The sequence below is a fragment of the Streptomyces sp. NPDC002669 genome (genome assembly GCF_042889165.1).
Taxonomy (GTDB): Bacteria; Actinomycetota; Actinomycetes; order Streptomycetales; family Streptomycetaceae; genus Streptomyces.
Genome location: NZ_JBIAQQ010000004.1, coordinates 166,824 through 180,602 on the forward strand (window position 1 = coordinate 166,824; position 13,779 = coordinate 180,602).

Here is a 13,779-nt window from a genome sequence, read left to right on the forward strand (position 1 = left end):
ACCAGCCAAGCCGCCGCTCGAAAGGACTTTGACCAGCAATGGCCGACGAGAACACCCCTGTGACACCTGAAGAGGAGCCCGCCGTCGCCGGTGTGGGCATGCGTGTCGAGCCCGTGGGGCTCGAAACGGAGATGCAGCGCTCCTACCTCGACTACGCGATGTCCGTGATCGTCTCGCGTGCGCTGCCGGACGTGCGGGACGGCCTCAAGCCGGTCCACCGCCGGGTGCTGTACGCGATGTACGACGGCGGCTACCGGCCCGAGAAGGGCTTCTACAAGTGCGCCCGCGTCGTCGGCGACGTCATGGGCACGTACCACCCGCACGGCGACTCCTCGATCTACGACGCGCTGGTGCGCCTGGCGCAGCCGTGGTCGATGCGGATGCCGCTGGTGGACTCCAACGGCAACTTCGGTTCCCCGGGCAACGACCCGGCCGCGGCCATGCGGTACACCGAGTGCAAGATGATGCCGCTGTCCATGGAGATGGTCCGGGACATCGACGAGGAGACCGTCGACTTCCAGGACAACTACGACGGCCGCAACCAGGAGCCGACGGTTCTGCCGGCGCGGTTCCCGAACCTGCTGGTCAACGGTTCGGCGGGTATCGCGGTCGGCATGGCGACCAACATCCCGCCGCACAACCTGCGCGAGGTCGCGGACGGCGCGCAGTGGTACCTGGAGCACCCGGACGCCTCTCAGGAGGAGCTCCTGGACGCGCTGATCGAGCGGATCAAGGGGCCGGACTTCCCGACCGGCGCGCTCGTCGTGGGCCGCAAGGGCATCGAGGAGGCGTACCGCACGGGACGCGGCTCGATCACGATGCGCGCGGTGGTCGCGGTCGAGGAGGTCCAGAACCGGCAGTGCCTGGTCGTCACGGAGCTTCCGTACCAGACCAACCCGGACAACCTGGCGCAGAAGATCGCCGACCTGGTGAAGGACGGCAAGATCGGCGGGATCGCCGACGTCCGTGACGAGACCTCCTCGCGCACCGGCCAGCGCCTGGTCGTCGTGCTGAAGCGGGACGCGGTCGCCAAGGTCGTCCTCAACAACCTCTACAAGCACACCGACCTCCAGACCAACTTCGGCGCCAACATGCTGGCGCTGGTCGACGGCGTGCCGCGCACCCTCTCGATCGACGCGTTCATCCGGCACTGGGTGACGCACCAGATCGAGGTCATCGTCCGGCGCACGCGCTTCCGGCTGCGCAAGGCGGAGGAGCGGGCGCACATCCTGCGCGGCCTGCTCAAGGCCCTGGACGCGATCGACGAGGTCATCGCGCTCATCCGCCGCAGCCAGACGGTCGAGGTGGCGCGCGAGGGCCTGATGGGCCTGCTGGAGATCGACGAGCTCCAGGCGAACGCGATCCTGGAGATGCAGCTGCGCCGGCTGGCCGCGCTGGAGCACCAGAAGATCACGGCGGAGCACGACGAGCTCCAGGCGAAGATCAACGAGTACAACGCGATCCTGGCGTCGCCCGAGCGGCAGCGGCAGATCGTCAGCGAGGAACTGGCGGCGATCGTCGAGAAGTTCGGCGACGACCGGCGTTCCAAGCTGGTGCCCTTCGAGGGCGACATGTCCATCGAGGACCTGATCGCCGAGGAGGACATCGTCGTCACGATCACGCGCGGCGGCTACGTGAAGCGCACGAAGACGGACGACTACCGCTCGCAGAAGCGCGGCGGCAAGGGCGTGCGGGGCACGAAGCTCAAGGAAGACGACATCGTCGACCACTTCTTCGTGTCGACGACCCATCACTGGCTGCTGTTCTTCACGAACAAGGGCCGGGTGTACCGGGCGAAGGCGTACGAACTGCCGGACGCCGGCCGGGACGCCCGCGGCCAGCACGTCGCCAACCTGCTGGCCTTCCAGCCGGACGAGCGGATCGCCCAGATCCTGGCGATCCGCGACTACGAGGCCGCGCCGTACCTGATCCTGGCCACGAAGGGCGGTCTGGTGAAGAAGACCGCGCTGAAGGACTACGACTCGCCCCGTTCCGGTGGTGTCATCGCCATCAACCTGCGGGAGACGGCGGACGGTGCCGACGGCGCGGCCGACGAGCTGATCGGCGCGGAGCTGGTCTCGGCCGAGGACGACCTGCTGCTCATCAGCAAGAAGGCCCAGTCGATCAGGTTCACTGCGACGGACGACGCGCTGCGCCCGATGGGCCGTGCGACCTCGGGTGTCAAGGGCATGAGTTTCCGCGAGGGCGACGAGCTGCTCTCGATGAATGTTGTCCGGCCGGGTACGTTCGTGTTCACTGCCACCGACGGCGGGTACGCGAAGCGGACCCCCGTCGACGAGTACCGCGTCCAGGGGCGCGGCGGTCTGGGCATCAAGGCCGCCAAGATCGTGGAGGACCGTGGTTCGCTGGTCGGCGCGCTGGTGGTCGAGGAGACGGACGAGATCCTCGCCATCACGCTCGGCGGTGGTGTGATTCGCACGCGAGTCAATGAAGTCAGGGAGACGGGCCGTGACACCATGGGCGTCCAACTGATCAACCTGGGCAAGCGGGATGCCGTCGTGGGCATCGCGCGCAATGCCGAAGCCGAGGCCGACGAGGCCGAAGAGGCCGAGGGGTCCGAGGACGCCGGGGCCGCGACGGCGGAGGCCGCCGAGGGCAATGTCGAAGGCATGTCGCCTTCGGCCGGGGAGCACGAGGAGTAGAGCGTGAGTGGAGCCACGGGCGCCGGTTCGGCCGCTTCCGGAGCGAACGGTGCCCGTGGCCCTGCCACGGACTCCCAAGGGGGCACTGTGACGGACACCCGGGGGCCTCAGCCCCAGTACGAGGGTTACGCGGCCGGGCCGTTGCCGGGCGAGCGCGCGCCCGCGCCGGGGCAGGCGAGCGGGCCGTACCACCCGCCGCAGGCGTACCCCTCGCCCGCGGGCGGGACGCAGGGCGGGGCACAGGGCGCCGGAACCGCCCAGGCGGCCCGTCGGCCGCGTACGGGGGCGCGGACGACCCCGCGCACCCGCAAGGCGCGGCTGCGGGTGGCCAAGGCCGACCCGTGGTCGGTGATGAAGGTCAGCTTCCTGCTGTCCATCGCGCTGGGCATCTGCACGGTGGTGGCGGCGGCGGTGCTGTGGATGGTGATGGACGCGATGGGCGTCTTCTCCACCGTGGGCGGCACGATCAGCGAGGCCACCGGTTCCAACGAGAGCAACGGTTTCGACCTCCAGTCGTTCCTGTCGCTGCCGAGGGTCCTGATCTTCACCTCGGTCATCGCGGTGATCGACGTGGTTCTGGCGACCGCGCTGGCGACGCTCGGGGCCTTCATCTACAACCTGTCGGCGGGTTTCGTGGGCGGCGTCGAGCTCACGCTGGCCGAGGACGAGTAGGGCGCGGGGTATCGATTTTGGGACTGGCCCCGACGTGCGCTAATCTTCAGATGTCAGCGCGCAGCGCGGCGGGGCTATAGCTCAGTTGGTTAGAGCGCATCCCTGATAAGGATGAGGCCACAGGTTCAAATCCTGTTAGCCCCACAGTGACAACGTAAGGCCCGTATCTCCTCGGAGATACGGGCCTTACGCGTTGTGCCGTGGGACCGGTGCGACGTGTTCCGCCGGCCGTGCGGGCAGGGGTGGGGCGGGAGTTGCGGGGGTGTGGGCCGGAGCGGGTGGTGCCGGTGCTGCGGCGGTGCTGTACCGGTCGGGGAGCGGGCCGGGGCCCGGGGGTTCACGAGGGGCCGAGCGGGCCGGGGGCCCGGTGTGCGGGGCGCAGGGGCACGAAGAAGCCCCCGGGGCGGGGCCGGGGGCTCGGGGTGCCGGTCGTGCGGTGTGCGGTCGTCACGGCGGGAGGAGGGACGCGTCCCCCGCCGGGGCTCCGTGGGCGGTGCGGGTGATGCCGCCGGTGCGCGGGGTGCCTTCGGTCCTCGCCGTGCCGCCGGGGCCCACGGTGCTCGTGATGTCGCCGGCGTGTGCGGTGCCGGTGCTCGTGGTGCCGGTGCCCGTGGTGCCGTGGGAGTCCGCCGCGTCGCCGGTGCCCGTGGTGCCGTCGGTGTTCGTGGCGTCCTCGGTGTTCGTGGTGCCGTCGGACAGGTGGCGGGTGGCGGGCGAGGAGCCGTGCGCCTCGGCGCGGATGCGCTGCTTCATCGTGGGCGGCAGGGCCGTGTCGCGCGGAAGGGCCCATCGCACCGACGGGGTGGCCGCGGTTGCCTCGGTCGCGGCCGTGTGCTCCTGGTTCGTGGTGGTCGGCTCCGCCGCACCGTTCCCCGCGGCCGTCGCCGTGGTGCCCATGAGGCCCAGTGCGGCGAGAAGCGCGAAGAAGGCGGTGATGAAGGCGGTCCAGATGCTCTTGGCCTTGAAGGTGCTCATGGCCCCTCACTTTCGGGTGGTCCGGTTTGCTTGCCTTTCTGATGATGTGTATGTGGCCTGCGATTTCCCGGACCCACGCCACCGATGCGCGGATCTTCAGATGAACACCACTCGTATGGTTCAGCCGGCCCGTGCGGATTCGCGACGGGCCGCGGGAGGCGGTTCGCGGGGGTGCCGACGGAGGGTCCGCGGGGCGGGCGGTCCCCGGAAGATCGCTTTTCCCGGGGCGCCAGTTGGGCCGCGGGGAGGTCACCGGTTGATATCGGTCGGTGTGTATAGTCGGGCGGCAGAAGTCCCCTACGTCAAGGAAAGACGAGGTCGCGCGGTGAAGAAGCTTCTCCTGGTCGCACTGGCCGCCATCGGCGGGCTCCTCGTGTACCGCCAGATCCAGGCGGATCGCGCCGAGCAGGATCTGTGGACGGAGGCGACTGACTCCGTGCCCGCAGGTTCGGGTGTGTGAGTCGAGAACAGCCTGATTGCGGGCCCCGGTCGCTGAGCGGCCGGGGCTTCGTGCTGTTGCGGGACCGTGACGCCCGTGTTCTTGAGTTCGCCCGCGCAAATCAATAAGTTGCTTGAGCAAAACAGCGGGTTTTCGGTCGAGGGGGCGCGGGTGGAGACACGGGACCGGTCGAGGGGGCGCCGTCGTCGCGGCGCGGTTGCGGGGGTGTGGGCCGGGGCGGTGCTGCTCGCCCTGGGGGCCGGGGCGCCGCCGGCCGCGGCCGCCTCCTCGGGCGGCGCGTTCGCGGCTCCGACGCCGTCCGGGGCCGACGGCCCGTCCGGCAGCCTGGTCATGGTCCTCGACTCGTCCGGCTCCATGGCGGACGACGACGGCACCGGGCGCACCCGGATGGAGAGCGCCCGCAGGGCCGTCGGCGCCGTCGTCGACGGCCTCCCCGACGGATATCCGACCGGGCTGCGGGTGTACGGCGCCGACCGGGCCCGCGGCTGCACGGACACCAGGCTCGTGCGGCCGGTGCGCGCACTCGACCGGGCGGCCGTGAAGCGGGCCGTGGCGGCCGTGCGGCCCAAGGGGGACACCCCCATCGGCCTGTCGCTGCGGAAGGCCGCCGAGGACCTTCCGGAGCCCTCGGGCGGGGCCGCCGGCACCCGCACGATCCTGCTGGTCTCCGACGGCGAGGACAACTGCGGTGCGCCGGAGCCCTGCGAGGTCGCCGAGCGGCTCGGCAAGGAGGGGGCCGGGCTGCGGATCGACACGGTGGGCTTCCAGGTGAGGGGCGCCGCCCGCGAACAGCTCGAATGCGTCGCGGCCGCGGGCAACGGCCGCTACTACGACGCCCCGGACGCGGCCGCCCTGGCCCGGCAGCTGCAACGGGCGGCGCAACTCTCCGCGGACGGCTACCGGTTGCGGGGCGAGCGGATCGGTGGGACGGCGACCCGGGAGAAGGCGCCCGTCCTCGCCCCCGGGCAGTACCTGGACACCATCGGGCCGGGCGAGACGCGGTACTACGCCGCCGAGTTGGATGCCGTCTCGACGGCGGACTTCTCGGCGACGGCGGTGCCGCAGCCCGGAACGGCCGTCGACATGTTCGACGTGCTGCGCACCACCGTCGTGCACGACGCCGACGGCTTCTGCCAGTCGGAGAGCGCGCACTTCCCGCAGCCGGACGAGGGCGCGACCCCGTTGACCTCGGCGGTGGCCCGTATCCCTTCGGAGAAGGGAGGGGGAACCTGCGACCGGGCCGGCCGGTACTGGCTGAAGGTCGAGCGGGAGACCAGGAACAACCCGGACGCCGCGCGCTGGCCGCTCGAAATCGTCCACGGGGTGGAGGCGCCGCTGCGGAAGGGGGCCGTCCCCGCCCAGTCGCGGCCGGAGTACGGAAAGGGCGGCGAGGACGCCGTGCTGCCCACGGGGGAGCCCCGGGACGTGCGGGGCGGCACCGGCTTCAACGACGCGAGGAGGATCGGCCGCGGCGTGTGGCGCGACCGCATCCTTCCGGCGCAGACCCTCTGGTACAAGGTCCCGGTCGGCTGGGGCCAGCAGGTGCGCTACGACGTGGAGTTCGCGAACGAGCCCACGGTGGGGCGGATGGCCACCACGTACTCGTACGGGGCGAGCCAGTTGTTCACGCCCGCCCGGTTCCCGGTACCCGGGGGCGGCGAGTTCAGCCCGACGACGCTGTACAGCGGGCGCCCCGCGGTGATCCGGATGGGAGGTGTGCCGGTCGCCTGGACCAATCGCTACGAGTACTCCTCCGCGGTCCGTCCCGTGCACGTGGGGGGCGACTTCTACATCTCGGTGACGCTGGGGTCGCAGGCCGCGGAGATCGCGGAGAATCCGCAGATCGGGCTGGTGCTGCGGGTGTCGGTGCCCGGTGACGAGCTGGCCGGCCCCGAGCACGGCGCACCCGTCGCGGCCAAGAAGCCGGACAAGGAGAGCAATTCGACCGGGGCCGGAGACAGCGGCGGTACGGGCGGGGCAGGATGGACCGGCATTGCGGCCGCTGTCGGGGCGGGCGCCGCGGTGGTGGTGGCCGTGGGGTTCGTGTTCGTGCGCGGGCGTCGCGGACGGGCCGCACGGACGACGAGGGGAAGCGCGTGATGAGGCAGCGCAACAGGGGCCGGGTGGCGCTGGCCGCGGTCGCGGCGATGTGCGCGGCGGTGGCGCTGCCGGGGCAGGCGTACGCGGCCGGGGAGGCCGGCGCGTACGCCTTCGATCCCGGGGCGGAGAAGATCGACGGTGCGGAGGTCAGCACCGAGGCCCCGGCGCTGACGGCCGGATCGGTGTACCGGAGTTCGATCAAGCCCGGCGAGAAGCTCTACTACCGCCTGAACCTCGACGCCAAGACGAACGCCTACGTCTCGGCGGTCGCGGTGCCCAAGGGCGGTGGCCAGGTCGCCTACGGGGACGGCATCACGGTCAGCATCCGGGACAGCGCGGACCTGCAGTGCAGTTCGGAGGACGCGCGGTTCGAGTCGGCGGAGTTTCCCCGTCCGATCGCGGCGTACGCCCACCGGCTCATGGAGAAGGACAGCAGCACCTGCCAGGAGGCCGGGACGTACAACGTCCTGATCGAGCGGGAGAGCAAGGCGACGTCGACCCCCGACGCGTGGGAGCTGGAGCTGCGTCACACGTCGGAGCCGCAGTTGAAGTCGGCCGGTTCGATGCCGACCGACGCGCCGGACGACTGGCCGTCGGCCTCCCCCGTGCCGCCCACCGCCGCCCCGCAGAAACGGTCGGGCGGCACCAGCTACTACGACGCGACCGGCCTGGACACCGGTGAGTGGCAGGAGAAGGACGGCATCCGGCCCGGTCAGACCCTCTTCTACCGGATTCCGGTGGACTGGGGGCAGCAGGTCTTCGCCACCGCCGACCTGAGCAACAACAACGCCTCGGACGAGTACGTCAGCAGCGCGCTCGCGATGTCCCTGGACAATCCGGCGCACGGCCACGTGGACTCCGCGTCGCCGCTGTCGTACTCCGGGAAGCCCGCGTCCGTGTCGCTGGACCCGCTGCCCCCGGTGGCGTACGAGAACCGCTACGACTCCGACGGGAGTGTCAGCGCCATGCGGTTCGCAGGCTGGTACTACCTCTCGGTGACGCTCAACCCGAAGGTCGCGAAGGCGTACGGCGACAAGGCGATTCCGCTGACCCTCAGGATCAAGGTCGAGGGGAAGGCCGGGGCCTCGCCGTACACCGGGGACGCCGGTCCCTTCTCGGTCACGCAGGACGACAGGGACATGGCGCGGGACGGCAAGAGCACCTCCCAGGCCGCCGGCAGCGACCGGATGAAGCTGATCGGCGCGGTCGGGATCGGTACAGGTGCGGTGCTGGTGCTCGGGCTCGGCGTGTGGACGCTGCTGGCACGTCGCCGCGCGGCCATTGCCCCGGCCGGCCCGGCCGGGAACGGGCAGTCGCCGTACGGGGGGCCGCCGCAGAGCTGGTAGCCGGTCGCGTACGACTCGGGCCGTCCTGCCCCCACCGGGGAAGGACGGCCCGAGTCGTACGCGAGGCCCCAGGGTCTTTCGTCTGGATCAGGCCGGATCAGCGTGCGTGCCGGGGCGCGCGAGCCCGGCATGATCCGAACGAGAGGCCCTAGCTCTGGGTCAGCGCCCAGATGCCCACCGCGAAGCAGATCAACGCCACCACCAGGATCGGGACCGCCACCTTCGGGGGCGGTCCCGGCCGCTTCTGCGGGACGGGCGCGGGTGCGGGGGCGGGCACCGCGGAGTGCGGGGCGGCGCCGGGCGCGGGGACCTGCGGCTGCCCGGCGGTGTACGCCCGGGTGGCCACCGGGTCGGGACGCACGGCGGACGTGGGGGCCTGGGAGAACTCCGACGCGGCTGAGGCGTAGGGGGGAGCCGGGTGCGCCTGCTGGGCCTGCTGGGCCTGTTGAGGCTGCTGGGCCTGCTGGGGCGGTGGGGTGAGCTGCTGCGGGGGCGGCGGGAGGTGGAAGCTGCCCGTCTCCGACATCGAGACCGGGGGCTGGGCGTAGGACTGCCCGCTCACCGGCCCCTGCTGGGCGGACCGGCCGTCCTGCGTGCCCTGCTGCCCCTGCGCGGGGGCGGTGACCGGTCCGGACGGGCCGAACCCCTCGGGCAGCGGCCCGATTTGGTCGAAGACCTCGACGGGCTCGTCGTCGGGGTCGGGCTCGGGCAGCATCTCGACCGCGGCCGTCAGCGCCTTGCGCGCGCCCGTGGCGGTACGGAAGCGGGCCTGCGGGTCCGGCTGCAACAGCCCCGCCAGGACCTGCCACAGCGGTTCGGGAATCCCTTCCGGGGCCCCCGGGGTGCCGTGCGCGGCGAAGTGCTCGACGAGCGCCTGGGCGTCGGGCTTCTTCCCCTGGAGCAGGTACAGCGCGACGAGCCCGACCGCGAACAGGTCCGCGGGGAAGTCGGGCTCCGCGCCCATCATCTGTTCGGGGGCGAAGTAACCGGGCGTCCCCACCACGTAGTTGGTCTCGGTGAGCCGGGGCTCGCCCTTGCGCATGGAGATGCCGAAGTCGGACAGCCGTAGATGCGGGCGGCCGGTACCGGTCGCCTCCATAAGGATGTTGGCCGGTTTGATGTCCCGGTGCACGACGCCCTCCGCGTGCACCGTGGACAGCCCCGACAGCAGCTGGTCGAGGAGGGTGCAGACGAAACGGGGAGGCAACGGCCCGTAGTCGCCGATGACATGGGCCAGCGAACCGCCGCTCACCAGGTCCATGGTGAACAGGACCTTGTCGTCGTCGGCGGCCCAGCTGGCCGGGGCGAGCACGTGCGGGTGCTCGATCCGCAGCGCCTGTTCGCGCACGAAGCGCAGCAGCGTGTGCGCGTCGCTCTGCTGGAGGACCTTGGCCGCCACGTAACGGCGGCGCCGGTGGTCCCAGGCACGCCAGACGGCGCCGACCCCACCACGTCCGATCGGATCGATCAGTTCGTACCGACCGGCGAAGACCTCACCCATTGCGCTGTGCCCGCTCCCAGTTCCCGTTTCGGTCCCACGACGTCCGGTTCCACGACCGGTTCTTCGGAGGCAGTGTCCGGCCCGATCCGGGCGGACGGTCCTAGCTCTGGTGCCCCTCGTAGTGCGCCACCGCGTCCGCGGTGCGTCCCGCGCCGTACACCCTGAGGAACTCTGCCAGTTCGGGATGGGTCGGGGCGAGGGAGTCGGCGGCGTCGATGATGTCGCCGGCCGCCGCGACCGACCGCAGCAGCGACTGGATCTCGCGGACCACGCGCCGGACGGTGGGGGCGCCGCCGGTGTGGGAGGTCTGGCTCGTGCCGGTGAGGACGGAGCCGCCCTGGGACTTCTTGATCTCCTCCATGCGGTCGGTGGCCTCGCCCGCGCTGACGCTGCCGTCCGCGACCTGGCCGGCCAGCTCCTGGAGCGCCTGGACGCGCTGGACGACCGCGGGGTTGCCGATCTTCGCCCGCTGGCCGCTCATCAGCTGGGAGAGCATGGGGGCGGACAGCCCGAGGACGGCGGCGAGCCGGGCCTGGTTCAGACCGAGGTCGTCTATCAGACGGCGGAAGAGGGCGCCGAGGGGCTCCCCGTACCAACTGCGCTGAAGTTCCCTGGCCCTTGCGGTGGCCTCTTGCTGCGCTGCGTCCATGGCGTCTCCCCTTCGCTGCGGCTTCGCTGCTGCGAACCTCGTCGAGCATCTTACGGAGAGTGGTCGCCGACCGGGAGTCCCTATCCTTTTGCAGGAATGCGGGGGGTACCCGGTACTGTGGGTCTGCGGCGGTGACCGAGACACCGGAGCGTCCGGTGCTGTCCGTTTTCGGGGCCTTAGCTCAGTTGGTAGAGCGCTGCCTTTGCAAGGCAGATGTCAGGAGTTCGAATCTCCTAGGCTCCACTTGTCGAAACCCCCTCCCTCCGTGGAAACACGGGGGGAGGGGGTTTCGTGCGTCGAAGGGGCGAAGCCGTGCCCACAGGAAGCCGGGGTCCTGTGGACACGGCTTCCATGGGGACACGGCTTCGGCGGGCACGGCTTCCATGGGGCCGGTTTCGGGGGCGCGGCCTCCATGGGTACGGCTTCGGCGGGATGGGGGCGGATCAGCGGCGCTCGTCCGGGCCGCCGGTCCCGTTGCCCTCGTCCTCGTCCTGTTCGGTACGGGCGTCGGGGCCGAACGGGCCCGGGCCGCTGCCGTCGACCGAGGACAGCGGCGGCCGGTCGGAGACCTCCGTGGGGGCGGGCGGTTCGACCAGCCAGTCGGGGTTGGCCTGCTTGTCCCACCACCGCCAGGCGGTGTAGGCGGCGCCCGCCACGATGCCGACCACGACGAAGCCCTTGAAGAGCCGCCCGGCCCGCGCCCGCCGCTCGTGCTTCCTGGCCAGCTTCCGGATCTCCTGCGCGGTGACCTGTCCGCGCAGTGCCGCCAGCGCGGCGGCGCTGCGGGCCGTCGCCTCCTCGGCCATGGGCTGGGCGACGGCCATCGCGTGCTCGACGCGCGGCACGGTGTAGTCCGCGGCGCTGCGGGCGGCCCGGCGGGTGTGCAGGGCCGCGCGCCGGCCGACCTCGTCGACCTTGGGCGGCACGTGGGTGAGGGCCATCTCGATACGGGGGGCGAGATGGGCGTCGTACTGGACACGGGCCTGCTGAGCCGCCTTGGACACCTTCGGCGCGAGCCGGGTGCGGGCCTCGTGCGCGAGGTGTGCGGCCTGGTCCTTGGCCGTTCCGGCGTAGGGCGCCACCACTTCCGCGGCGTGCTGCACGCTGTCCTTCGCCGAGTCGGTTGCGGCGCGCACGCTGTCGATGCGGGTCACGGGATCCTCCTCCTTGGTGGCGGGTGGGTACTCCGCCTTTCCACCCATTCCGAGATCATGCCTGCCGGATTCCGGTACGGCATGCGGGGCGGGCATCCGGGGCATCCGGGATATCCAGGTCGCGGGGGGATGCCTCCGGACCAGGCGGTGCAAGGGGAGTCTTTGCCGACAATGCCATGGTTCGATCCGGTCCGCGCCGCTTCGTCACGCACTTGGCCGCATTCGTCGCGGCAGGGGAGGTGCCGGGGAAGCGGTCCGGGTGGTGTGGCGATGCCGCGACGGAGTGGAGGGGCCCGGCCGTGCCCGTGACTCCGTACGGGGCGCGGAATCGGGCAGGGAGGTGAGCGCGGCACCCCGTCGGCGGCGGTCGGGCGACGGGGTGGGTGGTCCGTGCGAGGATCGGAACGTCACCGAGGACCGGGCGGTGAACGGTGGACGTCGGGGCCCTGCGGTGAACGGCACGGATGCCCCGGACGTCACCGACGGCTTGCACGTCACCGAAGACTTACGGAAGGCAGATCGTGGCCGAGAAGCTTTACGCCACCTTGAAGACCAACCAGGGCGACATCGAGATCGAGCTGCTGCCGAACCATGCGCCCAAGACGGTCAAGAACTTCGTCGAGCTCGCCAAGGGCGAGCGGGAGTGGACGCACCCCGAGACCGGCAAGAAGTCGACGGACAAGCTGTACGACGGCACCGTCTTCCACCGCGTCATCGGCGGCTTCATGATCCAGGGCGGCGACCCGCTGGGCAACGGCACCGGCGGCCCGGGGTACGAGTTCGCCGACGAGTTCCACCCCGACCTCGCCTTCACCAAGCCGTACCTGCTGGCCATGGCCAACGCCGGTCCGGGCACCAACGGCTCGCAGTTCTTCGTGACCGTGGCGCCGACCGCCTGGCTGACCGGCAAGCACACCATCTTCGGCGAGGTCAGCAACGACGCGAGCAAGAAGGTCGTGGACGCCATCGCCGCCACTCGGACCAACCCCCGCACGGACCGTCCGGTGGAAGACGTCGTGATCGAGTCGGTGGTCATCGAGACCCGCTGATCACCACGGGCCATCGGATGATCACGCTCTGATCATCCTTTCGGGAACCAAACGCCCTGCTCGTCCGTACTTGTTGCAGAGCGGTACTTGTCACGTACCGGGACGAGCAGGGCGGCGTCGTGCGTGCTGCCGCGCAGAGGACCGAAGGGACCGGGAAGCGATGGGACCGATGGACCAGCAGCCGCCGGGGGGCCCGGACCCGTCCGCCCCGGAGGGCGCGCTCGGCTGTTACCGCCACCCCGGCCGCGAGGCGAACGTCCGCTGCACCCGGTGCGAGCGCCCGATCTGCCCCGAGTGCATGGTCGACGCCGCGGTCGGCTTCCAGTGCCCGGACTGCGTCCGCCAGGGGGCGGGCACGGGGCACGGCCCGGCCGCCGACCGGCCGCGCACCGTCGCGGGCGGCAGCATCACGGCCGATCCCCGCCTCGTCACCAAGGTTCTCCTCGGGCTCAACGTCGCCGTGTACCTCGCGGTGCTGGCGAAGGGCGACGCGCTGGTCGAGGAGCTGATGCTGCTCGGCCGGGCCACGACCCATTTCGGCGGCCCCCTGGAGGGCGTGGCCGAGGGCCAGTGGTACCGGCTGGTGACCTCGATGTTCCTGCATCAGGAGATGTGGCACATCGTGTTCAACATGCTGGGTCTGTGGTGGCTCGGCGGTCCGCTGGAAGCGGCGCTCGGCCGCGCCCGCTACCTCGCGCTCTATCTGATCTCCGGGCTGGCGGGCGGTGCCCTCACCTACTGGCTCTCCGCGCCCGTGCAGGGCTCGCTCGGTGCCTCCGGCGCGATCTTCGGTCTGCTGGGTGCCACCGCCGTGCTGATGCGCCGGCTCAACTACGACATGCGCCCGGTCCTCGTGCTCCTCGCGGTGAACCTGGTCATCACGTTCAACCCCTGGGGCGGAATCGCCTGGCAGGCGCATGTCGGCGGCCTGATCGCGGGCACGCTGATCGCGATCGGCATGGTGCACGCCCCCCGCGAGCGGCGCGATCTGGTGCAGTACGGCACCTGTGCCCTCGTCCTGGCGGCCGTGGTCCTCGTGGTCGTCGCCAGAACGGCCGCGCTGACCTGAGCGGCCGTCGCGCAGGAGCCACGCCCGGGCCCGGCAACTGTGCGGGCAAAGGCGCGTGGGCAAAGTCGCGCAGGCGGAATCGCGTGGGCCGAGGACAGCGGCTGCCCGATTCAGGTTCGCAGCCGTCCGGATTGGACCAGT

10 protein-coding genes, 2 tRNA genes and 1 pseudogene are annotated in these 13,779 nt (G+C 71.3%); 9 read left to right on the forward strand and 4 right to left on the reverse strand.

Annotation, left to right across the window (positions count from 1 at the left end):
* Window positions 1-38: 38 nt before the first annotated feature.
* The 3 genes from gyrA (at window position 39) to ACFYW1_RS07650 (ending at window position 3,479) form a co-directional block, all read left to right on the forward strand.
* On the forward strand, window positions 39-2,663 hold the full coding sequence (gyrA, locus tag ACFYW1_RS07640; protein WP_388988562.1) for a DNA gyrase subunit A: 2,625 nt from the start codon (window positions 39-41) through the stop codon (window positions 2,661-2,663).
* An 87-nt stretch (window positions 2,664-2,750) separates the two neighbouring features.
* On the forward strand, window positions 2,751-3,335 hold the full coding sequence (locus ACFYW1_RS07645; RefSeq protein ID WP_388988565.1) for a DUF3566 domain-containing protein: 585 nt from the start codon (window positions 2,751-2,753) through the stop codon (window positions 3,333-3,335).
* Between the two features lie 70 nt (window positions 3,336-3,405).
* Window positions 3,406-3,479: transfer RNA gene (locus ACFYW1_RS07650), tRNA-Ile, on the forward strand.
* Window positions 3,480-4,024: 545 nt separating this feature from the next.
* Here ACFYW1_RS07650 and ACFYW1_RS07655 read toward each other — a convergent pair.
* Window positions 4,025-4,310 (reverse strand): annotated as a pseudogene (locus ACFYW1_RS07655) (DUF6344 domain-containing protein); the annotation flags it as partial.
* 325 nt (window positions 4,311-4,635) lie between these two features.
* On the opposite strand from ACFYW1_RS07655, the gene ACFYW1_RS07660 reads away from it, so the two are divergent.
* The 3 genes from ACFYW1_RS07660 to ACFYW1_RS07670 all read left to right on the forward strand — a co-directional run bounded on the left by ACFYW1_RS07660 (window position 4,636) and on the right by ACFYW1_RS07670 (window position 8,216).
* Window positions 4,636-4,770, forward strand: coding sequence for a DLW-39 family protein (locus ACFYW1_RS07660; RefSeq protein ID WP_003958712.1), 135 nt, complete (start codon window positions 4,636-4,638; stop codon window positions 4,768-4,770).
* Window positions 4,771-4,992: 222 nt separating this feature from the next.
* Window positions 4,993-6,870, forward strand: a complete 1,878-nt coding sequence (locus tag ACFYW1_RS07665) for a VWA domain-containing protein (RefSeq protein WP_388989299.1) — start codon at window positions 4,993-4,995, stop codon at window positions 6,868-6,870.
* Window positions 6,870-8,216 carry a hypothetical protein gene (locus ACFYW1_RS07670; RefSeq protein WP_388988568.1) on the forward strand — a complete coding sequence of 449 codons (1,347 nt, stop codon included), beginning with the start codon at window positions 6,870-6,872 and terminating at the stop codon, window positions 8,214-8,216. Before ACFYW1_RS07665 ends, ACFYW1_RS07670 begins: the two co-directional genes overlap by 1 nt.
* Before the next feature lie 148 nt (window positions 8,217-8,364).
* Here ACFYW1_RS07670 and ACFYW1_RS07675 read toward each other — a convergent pair whose 3' ends face one another.
* Window positions 8,365-9,717, reverse strand: a complete 1,353-nt coding sequence (locus tag ACFYW1_RS07675) for a serine/threonine protein kinase (protein WP_388988570.1) — start codon at window positions 9,715-9,717, stop codon at window positions 8,365-8,367.
* Window positions 9,718-9,817: 100 nt separating this feature from the next.
* Window positions 9,818-10,366, reverse strand: a complete 549-nt coding sequence (locus ACFYW1_RS07680; RefSeq protein ID WP_356930038.1) for a DNA-binding protein — start codon at window positions 10,364-10,366, stop codon at window positions 9,818-9,820.
* 170 nt (window positions 10,367-10,536) lie between these two features.
* Between ACFYW1_RS07680 and ACFYW1_RS07685 the strand changes: the two genes are divergently transcribed.
* Window positions 10,537-10,609: transfer RNA gene (locus tag ACFYW1_RS07685), tRNA-Ala, on the forward strand.
* 200 nt (window positions 10,610-10,809) lie between these two features.
* Here ACFYW1_RS07685 and ACFYW1_RS07690 read toward each other — a convergent pair.
* Window positions 10,810-11,520 carry a DUF5324 family protein gene (locus tag ACFYW1_RS07690; protein WP_388988573.1) on the reverse strand — a complete coding sequence of 237 codons (711 nt, stop codon included), beginning with the start codon at window positions 11,518-11,520 and terminating at the stop codon, window positions 10,810-10,812.
* 521 nt (window positions 11,521-12,041) lie between these two features.
* Between ACFYW1_RS07690 and ACFYW1_RS07695 the strand changes: the two genes are divergently transcribed.
* Window positions 12,042-12,569: a peptidylprolyl isomerase gene (locus ACFYW1_RS07695; RefSeq protein ID WP_388988576.1), complete on the forward strand. Its 528-nt coding sequence runs from the start codon at window positions 12,042-12,044 to the stop codon at window positions 12,567-12,569.
* Between the two features lie 169 nt (window positions 12,570-12,738).
* Entirely contained in the window at window positions 12,739-13,638 is a 900-nt protein-coding gene (locus ACFYW1_RS07700; RefSeq protein WP_388989302.1) for a rhomboid family intramembrane serine protease, read from the forward strand.
* Window positions 13,639-13,779 lie beyond the last annotated feature (141 nt).